Source organism: Thermostichus sp. MS-CIW-41 (genome assembly GCF_054058915.1).
This window is the reverse complement of record NZ_JBSSBO010000024.1, coordinates 29,962-43,335: the sequence shown is the minus strand read 5'-3', so window position 1 is coordinate 43,335 and position 13,374 is coordinate 29,962. Positions and strand designations below refer to the sequence as shown.

At 56.7% G+C, this 13,374-nt stretch carries 13 protein-coding genes; 6 read left to right on the top strand and 7 right to left on the bottom strand.

The genetic code is table 11. From position 1 onward, the window contains the following. Nucleotides 1-304 precede the first annotated feature (304 nt). Nucleotides 305-1,546 (top strand): hypothetical protein, encoded by a 1,242-nt coding sequence (locus ACVWXE_RS08640; RefSeq protein ID WP_457490091.1) that lies wholly within the window; start codon nt 305-307, stop codon nt 1,544-1,546. Here the strand turns inward: ACVWXE_RS08640 and ACVWXE_RS08635 are convergent. The 4 genes from ACVWXE_RS08635 to ACVWXE_RS08620 form a co-directional block, all read right to left on the bottom strand. Further along, on the bottom strand, nt 1,524-3,338 hold the full coding sequence (locus ACVWXE_RS08635) for a SulP family inorganic anion transporter (protein WP_414417687.1): 1,815 nt from the start codon (nt 3,336-3,338) through the stop codon (nt 1,524-1,526). The two genes, ACVWXE_RS08640 and ACVWXE_RS08635, sit on opposite strands and share 23 nt — an antisense overlap. Further along, nucleotides 3,335-3,916 (bottom strand): rhodanese-like domain-containing protein, encoded by a 582-nt coding sequence (locus ACVWXE_RS08630; RefSeq protein WP_414330942.1) that lies wholly within the window; start codon nt 3,914-3,916, stop codon nt 3,335-3,337. The genes ACVWXE_RS08635 and ACVWXE_RS08630 overlap by 4 nt, the downstream gene beginning before the upstream one ends. 56 nt (nt 3,917-3,972) lie before the next feature. Then, nucleotides 3,973-4,440, bottom strand: coding sequence for a DUF29 domain-containing protein (locus ACVWXE_RS08625; RefSeq protein WP_457444790.1), 468 nt, complete (start codon nt 4,438-4,440; stop codon nt 3,973-3,975). A 131-nt stretch (nt 4,441-4,571) separates the two neighbouring features. Then, a complete protein-coding gene (locus ACVWXE_RS08620) occupies nt 4,572-5,288 on the bottom strand; it encodes an MBL fold metallo-hydrolase (protein WP_011433521.1) in 717 nt (238 codons plus the stop codon). 144 nt (nt 5,289-5,432) lie between these two features. Here ACVWXE_RS08620 and ACVWXE_RS08615 point away from each other — a divergent pair, with 144 nt between their 5' ends. After that, nucleotides 5,433-5,798, top strand: a complete 366-nt coding sequence (locus ACVWXE_RS08615; RefSeq protein ID WP_457490090.1) for an ArsR/SmtB family transcription factor — start codon at nt 5,433-5,435, stop codon at nt 5,796-5,798. A gap of 48 nt (nt 5,799-5,846) precedes the next feature. Here ACVWXE_RS08615 and ACVWXE_RS08610 read toward each other — a convergent pair whose 3' ends face one another. Then, nucleotides 5,847-6,794 (bottom strand): UDP-glucuronic acid decarboxylase family protein, encoded by a 948-nt coding sequence (locus tag ACVWXE_RS08610; RefSeq protein WP_457490089.1) that lies wholly within the window; start codon nt 6,792-6,794, stop codon nt 5,847-5,849. A 24-nt stretch (nt 6,795-6,818) separates the two neighbouring features. Next, complete coding sequence (locus tag ACVWXE_RS08605) at nt 6,819-8,225, bottom strand: UDP-glucose dehydrogenase family protein (protein WP_457490088.1); 1,407 nt, start codon at nt 8,223-8,225, stop codon at nt 6,819-6,821. Between the two features lie 135 nt (nt 8,226-8,360). On the opposite strand from ACVWXE_RS08605, the gene ACVWXE_RS08600 reads away from it, so the two are divergent. The 3 genes from ACVWXE_RS08600 to ACVWXE_RS08590 all read left to right on the top strand — a co-directional run bounded on the left by ACVWXE_RS08600 (nt 8,361) and on the right by ACVWXE_RS08590 (nt 11,160). Next, on the top strand, nt 8,361-9,266 hold the full coding sequence (locus tag ACVWXE_RS08600; RefSeq protein ID WP_457490087.1) for a cation diffusion facilitator family transporter: 906 nt from the start codon (nt 8,361-8,363) through the stop codon (nt 9,264-9,266). A 709-nt stretch (nt 9,267-9,975) separates the two neighbouring features. Next, a complete protein-coding gene (locus tag ACVWXE_RS08595) occupies nt 9,976-10,665 on the top strand; it encodes a hypothetical protein (RefSeq protein ID WP_414350122.1) in 690 nt (229 codons plus the stop codon). 6 nt (nt 10,666-10,671) lie between these two features. Further along, a complete protein-coding gene (locus tag ACVWXE_RS08590; RefSeq protein ID WP_414350121.1) occupies nt 10,672-11,160 on the top strand; it encodes a hypothetical protein in 489 nt (162 codons plus the stop codon). A gap of 299 nt (nt 11,161-11,459) precedes the next feature. On the opposite strand, the gene ACVWXE_RS08585 is transcribed toward ACVWXE_RS08590, so the two are convergent. Next, on the bottom strand, nt 11,460-12,623 hold the full coding sequence (locus tag ACVWXE_RS08585) for a metallophosphoesterase family protein (RefSeq protein ID WP_457490086.1): 1,164 nt from the start codon (nt 12,621-12,623) through the stop codon (nt 11,460-11,462). A gap of 114 nt (nt 12,624-12,737) precedes the next feature. On the opposite strand from ACVWXE_RS08585, the gene upp reads away from it, so the two are divergent. Continuing rightward, entirely contained in the window at nt 12,738-13,373 is a 636-nt protein-coding gene (upp, locus tag ACVWXE_RS08580) for a uracil phosphoribosyltransferase (RefSeq protein ID WP_414329961.1), read from the top strand. Nucleotide 13,374 lies beyond the last annotated feature (1 nt).

Sequence of the window (13,374 nt, the reverse complement as noted above, 5' to 3'; positions counted from 1 at the left end):
AGGACTTGGGTCATGGTTCTATCATAACTTCCGCATTCCTCCCGACACTGACCCTACGGGTACAGTGCGGGGCTCCTGCGATTTCTAGCTGAAATGAAATCTATTTGTAAGCTAACTGTTTGAGACTAAAAATTAGGTAGGGATCCCGCTACGGCCTGCTTCGGTTTCCCGGTAGGATGGCTAGGGTTCAGGAGAAGAGCTAGAGCGTACCTGTAGTCTAGGGTGTTGTGGTGGACAAAGGGGCAGACTTTAGCAGGGTTTAAGGACTTGGAGGAGTGGGATCCCAATGGCAACAAGCAGCAGCATGGTGAATCGTGGCGTATTGGCCACAGTGCTGGCTGGGGCAGGACTCAGCCTATGGGGGGCTTGGCGTTGGCTGTGGGATCCCTGGGGCTGGGCTCAGGTAGTGGCCGGGTTGCTGCTGAGTTTGGGCAGCTTGCTCTACTGGCTCAAGACCCGCCCCGCCGATCACCTGGTGGTGGAGCCCCAAGGCTGGCGCATCAGCCGCCACACCCCCGAGCACTGGGTCATTCAAGCGGAGTTTGTGGCCCGCAACCTCAACCCCCTCTTTGAGGTCACCTTGGCCCAGGTGCAGCCGCGACTGCATTTGCTCAGCGCCGGATCCCTAGAAGGCATTCACACCCGCCTACGCCTGCGCTCTCGCCATCCGGATCTTCCCCCCCGGCAAGACAACTACTGGCAGGCTTATATCCTCACCCCCCAGAGCCAGACTGGCCTAGAAGTCGAGATCGAGCTGAAGGGGAAAGGGCTAGCGGATCTGCGCTCTGGCTGGCTGGAGTTGGACTACATTCAGTACGGGCGGCAGCGGCGCACCCTCAAGACCAGCCACCTCATCCTGCCGTTGCAAGAGGTGGAGCCCTTGCCAGAGCTGAACTGGCAGAAGCAGGGATCCCTCCTTTGGGCCGCCGTTCCCACCCATCTGCTGACCCCCAGCGATGACTTGGCCGAGGTGCTGCAGCGGTACGTGAGCCCTCACGTCCAGCCTGGGGATGTGGTGGCTATTTCCGAGAGTGCCGTGGCCATTGTGCAGGGCAACTTTCGCCATCCTCTCCAAGTCCAACCCGGCTGGCTGGCCCGCACCCTGTGCTACTTCTTCCCCTCCAAGACCAGTCTTTCAAGCTGCTACGGGATGCAGACTTTGATCGACTGCTCCGGGGCCTGGCGGGTGGTGTGGGCTTTTGTGGTGGGATCCCTGGCCAAACTGCTGGGGATCCCGGGGGTCTTTTATGCCCTGGCGGGGGAGCAGGCCGATCTCATCGACGACGTTACTGGCACCCTGCCTCCCTATGACCAGTTCATCGTGCTGGGGCCGCGGGATCCGGCCAAGTTGGTGGGGGATCTGCATCGGCAGACGGGCTACGAAGTGGCCATCGTGGATGCCAACGATCTGGGGCAGGTCAAGATCCTGGCAGCCAGCCCCGGCGTAGAGCGGGAGCTGGTGGAGCAAGCCCTGGGCAAGAACCCCGCCGGCAATGCCGCTGAACAAACCCCCCTTGTGCTGATCAGGAAGATGACACCTGACTGAGGCTCTGCTGGGATCCGAGGGCTTGCATCGCCTGGTGAGTGGAGAGGAAGAAGCGCTCAGCGCCCACTTTCTCCACAAACCCAGCCTTTTGGAGGCGATCCATTACCGGCCCCTTCACCTCGGCCATGGCAAAGCCCACCCCTGCCTGCTGCAAACGTTCCACCAACTGGGTCAGCACTTCCAAAGCGCTGCCGTCGATGAAGTTGATGGCGCTGGCAACGAGCAGCACCTGCTCCACTGTGGGTCGCGCCGCCACCTCTCGCAGCAGATACTCCTGCAAGTAGGCTGCGTTGGCAAAAAACAGGCTCTCGTCCACCCGCACTGCCAAGATACGGGGATCGGTAATCACCTCATGGCGCTGCACGTTGCGGTAGTGCTCCGTACCGGGCACCTGACCCACGATGGCAATGTGAGGACGGCTAGCCCGCCAAAGAAAGAGCAGGATGGAGACTAACACCCCTATTCCGATCCCTTGCTCCACTCCGATCCCCAGCACACTGGCAAAGGTTACCAACCAAACCAGGGCATCGCCACGGTCGTAGCGCCAGCTTTGCAGCAGGGGGTGAAAATCCACCAGGGCCAGCACCGCCACCAGAACAATGGCCGCCAGGGTGGTCTGGGGCAAGAAGGTGAACAGGGGCATCAGCCAGATGACCGTCAAAGCCACCAACAGGCCGGTGATTAGGGAGGCCAGGCCACTGTTGGCGCCTGCTTGAAAGTTCACCACCGACCGGCTGATGCCTCCCGTTACCGGATAGCCGCCACTGCAGGCTGCTGCCAAGTTGGCTGCCCCCAAAGCCACCAGATCTTGGTTGGGATCCACCTTCTGCCGCCGCTGGCTGGCCAAGGACTGCCCCACGGCATAGCTTTCCGTGAAGCCCACCAAGCTAATGGCCAAGGCGGTGGGCAGAAGCGCTGTCCACTGTCCCCAGCTCAACGAGGGAAAGCCCAAGGGGGGCAACCCGGAAGGAATGGAGCCAACAACGGATACCCCTGCCCTCTCCGAGAGGTTTAGGCCCCAGACCAACAGGCTGGTCACGAGCACAGCCGCTAGCGGTGCCCCCTTGGTCAAAATCAAGGCCCAACCTGGAGGCACACCCCAACGCCGCAGTTGGTGGGGCAACTTTCGCTGAGCGTACACCAGCAGGGATACGGCCAGCAGCCCCAAGCCAAAGGTTACCCAGTTTACCTTATCCAGGCTTTGCCACAGCCGCTGCACCAACAGCAAGAAGGACTCCGTATTGGCGATCTTGACCCCCAGGAGGTGGCGGAGCTGGCTGAAGCCGATGATCAAGGCCGCCGCGCTGCCAAAGGCAGTCACCACCGTGTGGCTTAAGAAATTGGCCAAAAACCCCAGCCGCAACAACCCCATCGCCCCTTGAATCAAACCCACTTCCAAGGCCAGGCCTAAAGCCAACTGCCCGTACTCTGGGCTGCCCGGCAAGGACTCCGTCCCGCTGACGCGACCGGCCAGGGGCTCTAACCCCGCCGCCACCAAGAGGGAGATGATGGCCACTGGCCCTACCGCCAAGGCGCGGCTGGATCCCAGTAGTCCATAGACGATCACCGGCAAAATACTGGCGTACAGGCCCACTTGGGGGGGCAACCCGGCCAACAGGGCATAGGCCATGCTCTGGGGCACCAACAGAATGGCCACCACAAGGCCGGCGATCAGATCTCCCGGCAAATCTGATCGTTGATAGTGGAAGACCCAAAGGGACTCCTTAGCAAAGGGCAGGTACCGCGCCAGGATCCCTTGCCCCGAAGAGGAAGCAGAAGGGATCCCACTCATAGCGCCTGACCTCGGTTCCAGGGCATGCGAGCCAAGAGCAGAGCCATGCCACAGGTGTTGGTTACACCCGCAAACACCAGCCCAGCGCCCACAAAGCCACTCAGCAGCAGCCACCAGGGGTTGACAAAGGCCCCCAGAAGGGTTCCGGTGAGTACCAGGGATCCCGCCGCAATCTGCACCTGCCGCATGATGGAGATGGGCGCATTTTGGGTGCGGGTAACGGGCAGCTTGGCCGCTTTCCAAGCCTCGATCCCGCCCTTGAGGCTAATCACCTCCGGCCAGCCGCGGTCTAGCAACTGACAACCGGCGCGGATGGAGCGGCTGCCCATGCGGCAGTGCAACACCACCGGCTTCTCTGGCGTGGAAGCAGGCACTTTGGCCGGGTCAAAGGTAGATAGGGGCATGTTGATGGCCCCCGGGATCCGCTCATCGGCATATTCTCCCGGCTCCCGCACATCAATGAGCTGGACTCGCCCCTGATCCAGCCACTGTTTTAAGGTCAGGGCATCGATCTCCTTGAGACGGGGATCTCGTTCTTGCGAAGCGGAAGGGATAGGGTTTTGTTGGGTTACGGTCATGGTTGTCTCCTTGCTTCTAGCGTTGTCTAAAATGCAAAATGCAGCGATTTTTGGGATTAATCCCCCTCCTCAAGCAAATGACTGGGCTCACCGGGGTAAAACCGGCTATCCAGGATTTGCTCTGAGGAATAAGGGCAGGTTTTGGGGAAAATCTTTCTGGGCAGCTTGGTCTCCTCCAGGGCCAGCTTCAGCGCTCCCAAGTAAGACTTGGAGATGGCCTCTGGCAAATAGGGCTTGAGACTTGGGCTTTCTTCAAGAAGCTCCAGAACTTCCTGCCGCTGCAGCTGGAGGGTGAGGAGCCAGCTTGCGGATCTCCCCTCTGGCTGGTACTCCCACTTGAGGAGATGCCCAACCAAAACTGCAAGTCGGTTTCGCAGTTCCTGCCGCTGTTGCCTGCCCAACGATTCAATCTCCTCGACTAAATTGGGCAGATCCAGCTTCTCCCAGGCCCCATCCCGCAGAAATTGAGCTTGTTGCTGGATCCAAGCGTAGAAATCGCTCTCATAGAGACTTTCTCGATCCACGCTCAAACTCTCCATTTCTGGCAAGCCAATTGAGAGAAGGTTACCCAGAGCAGCGGGCCCTCACCATCGGAGTTTCACATGGGCTCCCCAGCCGGCGGGGGCTTACCCTGCACCTCGCTGCCCAGAAGGAATTAAACCGCTGCTGCCACTTGGCCGCACTGCTCGTTGGCCGGCACCGCTTCCTGGATCTTCTTCGGCTGGGGCAGGTTGAGGCTGTTCATCAGGGCAATGAAGCTCTCACGGGAACGCAGGTTGCCCGTTTCCGGATCCACAAAGCGCGGGTTCCAGCGCTTCTCCTCGCCAATGGTGGAGACGGTGTGCCCGCGATAGTCGTGGCCGGGGTAGACCAAAGTCTCGTCGGGCAGCGTAAACAAGTGCTGGGTAACATGGTCGTACATCAGGCCGGGATCCCCGCTTTGGAAATCCGTGCGCCCACAGCCGCGGATCAGCAGGGCATCTCCGGTAAGGACGCGATCCCCATTCACGCGGTAGGTCATGTGGCTGTCGGTGTGGCCCAGGGTAGCGATGGCTTCAATGACGACGGATCCCACTTGCAGCGTTTCCCCATGACCGATGAAACGATCTGCACATTGAGCCTTGGCCTGTACTGGCACCACCCCTTGGCAACCGGTCAGTTCCCGCAGCTTCCCGGTTCCCGTAATGTGATCAGCGTGAACGTGGGTTTCCAGGCAGTACTTCAAGGTTAGACCCAATTCCCGAATCAGCTTCAAATCCCGCTCCACCTGCTCCAGCACTGGATCCACCAGGGCGGCCTCGCGAGTTGCCGGATCCGCGATTAAATAGGTGTAGGTGCTTGTTTCTGCGTCGAACAGTTGGCGAAATAGCATAGTGCCCTCCTGTCTGGTATCGAAAGCCCGACGTGAACTTGGACTTTCTAGGAACACTATATAACTATCTAGTGTTAAAATCAAGTTGCATGGACGGCGCAAGCAGGTTTGTTGATTGGGGAAAAGTCGGTGAGCAGAGCGGATGTGAATGAGTGTCGCACAATCCTGACGCCGCAGGTTCTCGACAGCGTGGCAGAGTACTTCAAGGTTTTGGCGGAACCCAACCGCCTGCAGATCCTGTGTCAGTTGCGCTCGGGGCCCAAGAACGTCACCCAAATCTTGGAAGCTACGGGTATGGGCCAGGCCAATGTTTCCAAGCACCTCAAGATCCTGACCCAGGCAGGGATCGTCAGCCGTCAGCCCAAGGGGGTGAGTGTTTATTACCAAATTGCGGATCCCATGTGCTTTGAGCTGTGTGAAATGGTATGTCGGCAGTTGGTGAGTCGGCTGCAACAGCAAGCCCGCCAACTGGAGCCGCTGGCAGCCATTCACCCAGGTCAATCGAGCTGAGGCGAAAATGGTTCTCAAACGGGTTGGGATTTCGCGAGCACCCGAAGGTTATTCCAGCCCCAGCCGCCGACGAAAGTAAGGGATGGTCTGTTGCAGCCCAACTTGCAGCGGGATCCGAGGCTCCCAACCCAAGAGGGCGCGGGCTTTGCCAATATCCGGCTGCCGTTGTCTGGGATCGTCCGTCGGCAGAGGCCGGTAAACGATGGGAGAAGGGCTGCCGGTGAGGGCGAGCACCTGCTGGGCCAGCTCCAGGATCGTGAACTCCTCTGGGTTGCCCAAGTTAAAGGGTCCGGGGTAGGGGCTGTTCATCAGCCGGATCAAGCCTTCCACCAGGTCGGAGATGTAGCAAAAGCTGCGGGTCTGGGATCCATCCCCATAGACCGTCAGGGGATCCCCGCGCAGGGCCTGGACGATAAAGTTGCTCACCACGCGGCCATCGTCCTCCCGCATGGCGGGGCCGTAGGTGTTGAAGATGCGGGCTACCCGGATCTCCGTCTGGTATTGCCGCTGCCAGTCGAAGGTGAGGGTTTCTGCCAAGCGCTTGGATTCGTCGTAGCAGGCCCGCGGGCCGATGGGGTTGACGTGGCCCCAGTAGTCTTCCGGTTGGGGATGCACTTGGGGATCCCCGTACACTTCTGAAGTCGAGGCCAGCAGGAACCTCGCTCTCGTTTTCTGGGCCAGTTGCAGCAGGTGGTAGGTGCCCCAGAGGCTGGTGCGGATGGTGCGGATGGGATCCGCTTGGTAGTGGGGGGGAGAAGCGGGGCAGGCCAGGTGGTAGATCTGCTGGATCCCGGCCTCTTCCAAAGCGGGCGGCAAGGGATCCGCCACGTCGTGCCAGATGAGCTGAAAGGCGGGGTTGTCCAGATGGGCCTGGACATTGAGCTGCCGGCCTGTGGAGCCATTGTCCAGGCAAATGACCCAGTGGCCTTCTTGCAGAAGGCGGGTTACCAAGTGGGATCCGATAAATCCCAGGCCACCCGTAACCAGGATCTTCATGATTTCCCCTGATTTCCCCAGCACCTACCAGCCCACTCCAATGAGGGTTATGCCCGCCTGCCGCACCGCCTCCCGATCCAGACAGTTACGGCCATCGATGAGCAAGGGCCGCCGCATCAGCTCTGCAATCCGTCGGTAATCCAGCGACAAAAACTCCGGCCACTCCGTCACCAGCACCAGGGCATCGCAGTCCTGGGCCAGCCGGAACACATCCGTTTCCACCACCACATGGGCTAGCCCCTCCCGCATCCCTGAAGCGGACACAACGGGATCATACGCCTTCACCTTTGCCCCAAGGCGGTGGAGCTGCTCGATTAAGGTCAGGGAAGGGGCATCCCGCAGGTCGTCGGTGTGGGGTTTAAACGTCAGACCCAGTAGGCCAACGGTTTTACCCTTGAGCACCTTGAGGGCTTGCTGCAGCTTTTCCACCAAACGTTGCCGCTGTTCTCGGTTGACCTCCACCGTGGCCTGCAACAGCTTGGCCTCATAGCCGTAGTCAGCAGCGGTTTGAATGAGAGCCGCCAGATCTTTGGGGAAGCAGCTTCCGCCCCACCCTATGCCGGCGTTGAGAAAGGCGCGGCCAATGCGCCTATCTAGGCCGATCCCTTCCGCCACCTGGGTGATGTCGGCGCCGGTGCGCTCACAGATGTTGGCCATTTCGTTGATGAAGCTAATCTTGGTGGCCAGGAAGGCGTTGGCGGCATACTTGATCATTTCGGCAGAAGCCAGGTCGGTGACCAGCAAAGGCACGGGATCCCCTTGCAGGCCCTGCTGGCAGTTGAGGATGGGTTCATACAGCTGCCGCATGATTTCAATGGCGCGGGGGCTGTTGGAGCCAATCACAATGCGATCCGGGTAGAAGGTATCTTGGATGGCGCTGCCCTCCCGCAGAAACTCGGGGTTGCTCACCACGTCAAACTGCGGCGTCCAAGGCGAGAGCTCCAAGGTGAGAGATCTGGCCTCAGGATCCCTCCCCACTTCCCGGCTGCTCAGCCGCTGCTTGGCAGCTTCAGCGGCCCCGTCCAAAATGAGCATGCGCACCCAGTCCCCAGAGCCAATGGGCACAGTGGATTTGTTGACAATGACTCGGTAGCGCTCGTCCAGATGCTGGCCAATTTCCCGCGCCACTGCTTCCACGTAGCGCAGATCGGGATCCCCGCTGGGCAGGGCCGGGGTGCCCACGGCAATAAACACCACCTCGCTGGCCTGGATCCCAGAGCCCAGATCGGTGCTAAAGTGCAGCCGACCCGCCGCAGTTCCCTCCCGCACCAGCTCTTCCAGGCCGGGCTCGTAGATGGGCAGGCGACCCCGCTGCAGCCCTTCAATCTTGGCGGGGTTGTTGTCCACACAGATAACGCTATTTCCTAGGTGAGCCAGGCAGGCTCCTGTTACCAGGCCCACATAGCCAGCGCCTACCACAGCAACGTGCATACTCAGAGTTCGCTCCCCAATCGGCGGCCACTTGACTAAGCCTTAGCAGCTTGCTTTTAGGGTACCCTCCCTTACCCCTATTGAGGTCGGTGACAGAATAAAGCAGGATATCTGTGGATCCCCGCCCGAGCTGCAGTGAGCTTTCTGGATTCTGCTGCCATAGCCAGCCGCCGTCAGCGCCAAGTGCAGAGGGTGCTGTACGTCACGCTAGGGCTAAATGTCCTGGTGTTTCTGATCAAGTTAATCCTGGGGCTGACGACGGGATCCCTAAGCCTCATTGCCGATGCCCTGCACAGCTCCACCGACAGCGCCAGCAACATTTTGGGCTTGGTGGCCGTGCGCTTTTCTTCGCCAGAGCCCGATGACGACCATCCCTACGGCCATCGCAAGTTTGAAGCCATTGGAGCGCTGGGGATCGCCGCCTTTTTGGGGATGGCCAGCCTGGAGATCCTGCGCACAGCCGTGGAGCGGTTTTGGGAGCCCCAGCCCCACCTGCAGATTGACGAGCTAACCTTGGGGGTGATGGTGGGGGTGTTGGGCATTAACGTCTTTGTCACCCTCTACGAGCACCGCTGGGGCAAAGCTCTGTCCAGCTCGCTGCTGTTGGCCGATGCGCGCCATACCCTCAGCGACGTTGGGGTGACGCTGACAGTGTTGCTGGGGTTGGCCGGCATGCATTATTGGGGGATCCCTTGGTTGGATCAAGCCCTGGCTTTGCCGGTGGCGCTGCTGGTGCTCCGAAGCGGCTGGGAAGTGCTGCAGGAGTATCTTCCCTACCTCACCGACCGGGTGGCGATCCCCTCTGAGGCCCTGCGGGATCTGATCCTGAGCGTGCCAGGCGTGCTCGACTGCCATGACATCACTTCCCGCGGGATCCCAGGGGAAATGGTCTTTATCGAGATGCACCTGGTGGTGGAGCCACAGGACATTGAGTCCGCCCACCGCCTCACTGAGGAAGTCGAACACCTCCTGCAAGGGCGCTACGGGCCGGCGCGGATCCTCATCCACCTGGAGCCTCGCTCCCATATCGAGCAACCCTAGCAGGAGCTCGCCACCTGCCAACAGATAGCCTAGCCAAACCTCAGGGATCCTGATGTTTCCAAAAGAACACCAAAACGGTATCAACGCCTCTGCGAGCGTCCCTCAAAATCTCGGAAAAGCCCATTCTTTCTTCGGATCCCTCGACGCCTTGTGCCACAAGGCTTTCCGGCCCCAAAACCCCCTCGCCGAAACTCTTTTTGCCCCCTTTTTTCCGGATCCCTCGCAAACGGGTCTTGCATCCCTTGCCCTGCTTGGCTTTAATAGGGGTGGGGTTCCCCCTTCGGGGGGATCCCTAGAAATTGGAAACGTCAGGGCAATTGAGGATAGGGATTTCGATGGGGTTCCCCCTTCGGGGGGATCCCTAGAAATTGGAAACGGTTTGAAGGATTTCTTCCATAGTAAACATATTACCTCCGTTCCCCCTTCGGGGGGATCCCTAGAAATTGGAAACGAGAATCACATACCATTCTCGCCGGCGAGAATGGAAAGCACTAGAACTGTTTGATTGCTAGTTCCCCCTTCGGGGGGATCCCTAGAAATTGGAAACTCCACAAGTACAACAAGGATTCTCTGAGTATAAAGTATTTGTTCCATTTAGACCAACAGACAGCAAACTCAAACAAAGTATCAAAGAAATAATGCAGCTACCCAATGTATCTAGAGTAAAGTATTCAGGTGAAACACATGTAAGAGGAACAAAGAGGATAGTATGAGTGTAAGAAGAAAGTTAGTCTTTGATGGAACTCTTAGGTCTGACAGAATTAATCAAACAGAAGTATTTAACCAAGGCGACCTTATTCTCCTAGAAGTTAGTGGATTAGCTGACAATGAATTTATTGAAATGGCAGGTTCTCTAAATGTAAGAGTAAAACAAGGTGCTACTGCTGACCCATGTGATGACCCAATACCTATTCCTGAATATGTTGCTCAGAACTTACCTGCATTACCACCAGCAAGTAGAGAAATCTTTGATATGGGAAATTATGAGTATCCATTAGATATACCGGTATTCAATTCATATTCTTTGGTAAGAATCGATTATGAACTAAGTCAATGTGCATTAGACATGTCAGTTATACTTCTACCTAGCTTTGATGTTACTTGTAAAGTATGGGTATTATGGCAAGAAAAGGGAATAAGGAATCTATATCGTTACGTTTGTGAGAATGCTGCTAAAGATGATATTAGATGGACTCTGTTAGCAGCAAGTACATTAGCTAGTAATGCTGCATTAGCATATAATGTTAGTGCATTAGCTACTATATTAGCATTACCTACAGGAGGAACTAGTGTAGCATTAGCTTCTCCAGTATTAACAGGATTAGCATTAGCTAGTGCTGGAATAGCTACACAATTCTCATTACCTAGTCCAGGAATACCATCATTGTTACCACCGTAAAAGACTATGGCTATCAAAAAACAAGGCATCATCTCAGGTCAATACACTTTCTCTGGTGTAGAAGACAATGGACTAGTAACCTTAACTAGTCAAGTAGATGATATTTACATTATTGAAATTCAAGCACTAGTACAACTATTTGACTTTATTAGTCCTTATGATATTCCCATAATGGTAGAAAACACTATCTACCAAGTTACTAACGTTACTGATTATAACAGTGCATCTAATACTCTCATCTACAGTACAATCAGTACTCCAAGAGGAAATAAAACTATCATTGAGTGTGAGATTAAAGCAATTGGAATAAGACCTAATCCTGATTCATCAGTTATCTTTTCTACTCAAGAAAAGTGGATTATTTATCCAGGGAGAATTTATCGACTAGATAATGCAGGTATTCAATCTTTTACCTTTACAAATAATTCCATTGCTTATCTAAGACTAACAGGTAAGAGAATACTACCAACATCACTATTAGGTAACTTCCTATGAACGAATGGGATAAATACAGAGAAGAATTAGAAAGGTCAAAGCATGACTATTGTCTGTATGGTCCTGCATCATTAAAGCTTACGTTGACACCTATCATCGAGGATTTTAATTTGCCATTGGATGAAAATAGTTACTGGATAGCACAACATTGGCAAGCAATGCCTAGTTCCCCCTTCGGGGGGATCCCTAGAAATTGGAAACTATTTAAGAATTGCCCAAGAATCTTTCTCCCAATTGAGTTCCCCCTTCGGGGGGATCCCTAGAAATTGGAAACTTGCCAGTACGCTCCAAACACCGGCTCAGGATGGGGATGTTCCCCCTTCGGGGGGATCCCTAGAAATTGGAAAAGAATTGGAAAAGAAATTGGAAAAGAAATTGGAAGCGAACTGAAGCTGGGCCTGGTTATCAGGCGGGCAGCGAAAACAACGGCTGAAACGCTCCAGAAATCGGCCTGCTGGCTGGGGAAAGTCTGGGAAAGTGAGGTCTGGATCCCCGGCAGCCACCGCTGCCCAAAAGTAGCGCAATTGTGGGGCCAAGGCTTGTGCCTGTTCCAAAGGCAAATTCAGCGGTGCGGAGGTTAAAAACTTAACCACCGCTGGTTCGCTGCGCTGGGCCATCCACTCCCGGGAGAACGCTTGCAAATCGGGCCAATCGGGCAGGGATCCCACCCGGTAGCTCTGGATATGGACTTGGATTCCGGTCTCTCGATCCGACCGGATCTCGACAAGGCGGTAGGGGTGGGGAAAGCTGACCAAAGAGCCGGTGGTAATGTCGTAAACCCCCCCTCGTCGGGCGATGTGCTGGATGTGCAGATGTCCGGTGAACACCAGTTGCACCCCATAAGCTTGCAGCAGCCGCCGCAACTGAGAGGCATTCTCCAGCATGTAGCGACGCCCCCAGGGATGGAGAGACTGGCCGCGCAGATGCTCGACCACATTATGGTGCACCATCAGCAGCACCAGCTCTTCTTTGGCTGCCGCCAATTCTTTCTCCAGCCAGGTCAGTTGTTCTGGGGTTAGACACCCCACCAATTGACCCTGAGCATCAAAATGGTTGGAATTGAGGCCGATCAAACGGATCCCTGGCCGCAGAACCCGGCTGTAATCCAAAGACTGCCCATCCTCGTAGCCAAAAGCTCGGTAGTAGCGGGGAAAATCCGCCAAACCAATAGAGCGCCCGTTGGCCTTGGGCTGGGGCACATCGTGGTTGCCGGGCACCACAAAAGCCGGAAAGGGCAGTCGAGCCAGCCGCTCTGCCAGCCATGCATGGTTTTCCGGCTCCCCATGCTGAGTCAGATCCCCCGGCAACAGCAGAAAATCCAGAGGCAACTGCACCAGATGCTGCAAAACCTGTTCCAGAGCCGGGATGCTCACCTCTACCAGGTGAAATCGGCTGGGGTGATCCCAAAGGGTGGAAGGGAGGGCGACGTGGGGATCGCTCACCACAGCAAAGCGGATCTGCACGGATTAGTCCCCTTGACAACAGCAAGCAGATAGAGCCTTCGGCCCACCGGGGGGACAAGCGCTTCTGCTATTCTGGCGTCCATCACGGGATCCCGATTATCTCAGGAGCACAGCATGGTGGCCCAGGTGATTACCATCGATCACCCTCTGGTGCAGCACAAGCTCAGCCTCATGCGCCGTGTTGAAACTACAACCGCTGACTTCCGAGCGCTGATGCGGGAGATCAGCCTCTTGATGGCCTACGAGGTGACCCGCGATCTGCCCCTCAAGCTACAGCCCATTCAAACCCCGATGGCCCCAATGTTGGCGCCGATGTTGGCGGCAGAGAAAAAGTTGGTGCTTGTCTCCATCCTGCGGGCCGGCCAAGGGCTCCTCGACGGCATGCTGGAGCTGATCCCATCAGCACGGGTGGGGCATATCGGCTTGTATCGGGATCCCCATACCCTGATCCCCATCGAGTACTACTTCAAGGTGCCCACCGATATCGAGGATCGTGAGGTGCTGGTGGTGGATCCAATGTTGGCCACCGGCCATTCGGCAGCAGCGGCTGTAGCGCGCCTACGCCAAACCCGACCCCAGTCGATCCGCTTCATCTGCCTGGTGGCCGCCCCAGAAGGGATCCGGTATTTCCACGAACAGAACCCAGATGTGCCAATCTATACCGCTGCTGTAGACGATGGCCTAGACGAGCACGGCTACATCCTCCCCGGCCTAGGAGATGCAGGGGATCGCCTGTTCGGCACCCGCTGAT

What these genes read in the sequence shown, in the direction of transcription:
- ACVWXE_RS08640 (WP_457490091.1), top strand. Translation starts at nt 305, where the DNA reads ATGGTGAATCGTGGCGTATTGGCCACAGTGCTGGCTGGGGCAGGACTC.
- ACVWXE_RS08635 (WP_414417687.1), bottom strand. Translation starts at nt 3,338, where the DNA reads ATGAGTGGGATCCCTTCTGCTTCCTCTTCGGGGCAAGGGATCCTGGCG.
- ACVWXE_RS08630 (WP_414330942.1), bottom strand. Translation starts at nt 3,916, where the DNA reads ATGACCGTAACCCAACAAAACCCTATCCCTTCCGCTTCGCAAGAACGA.
- ACVWXE_RS08620 (WP_011433521.1), bottom strand. Translation starts at nt 5,288, where the DNA reads ATGCTATTTCGCCAACTGTTCGACGCAGAAACAAGCACCTACACCTAT.
- ACVWXE_RS08610 (WP_457490089.1), bottom strand. Translation starts at nt 6,794, where the DNA reads ATGAAGATCCTGGTTACGGGTGGCCTGGGATTTATCGGATCCCACTTG.
- ACVWXE_RS08605 (WP_457490088.1), bottom strand. Translation starts at nt 8,225, where the DNA reads ATGCACGTTGCTGTGGTAGGCGCTGGCTATGTGGGCCTGGTAACAGGA.
- ACVWXE_RS08595 (WP_414350122.1), top strand. Translation starts at nt 9,976, where the DNA reads ATGAGTGTAAGAAGAAAGTTAGTCTTTGATGGAACTCTTAGGTCTGAC.
- ACVWXE_RS08590 (WP_414350121.1), top strand. Translation starts at nt 10,672, where the DNA reads ATGGCTATCAAAAAACAAGGCATCATCTCAGGTCAATACACTTTCTCT.
- upp (WP_414329961.1), top strand. Translation starts at nt 12,738, where the DNA reads ATGGTGGCCCAGGTGATTACCATCGATCACCCTCTGGTGCAGCACAAG.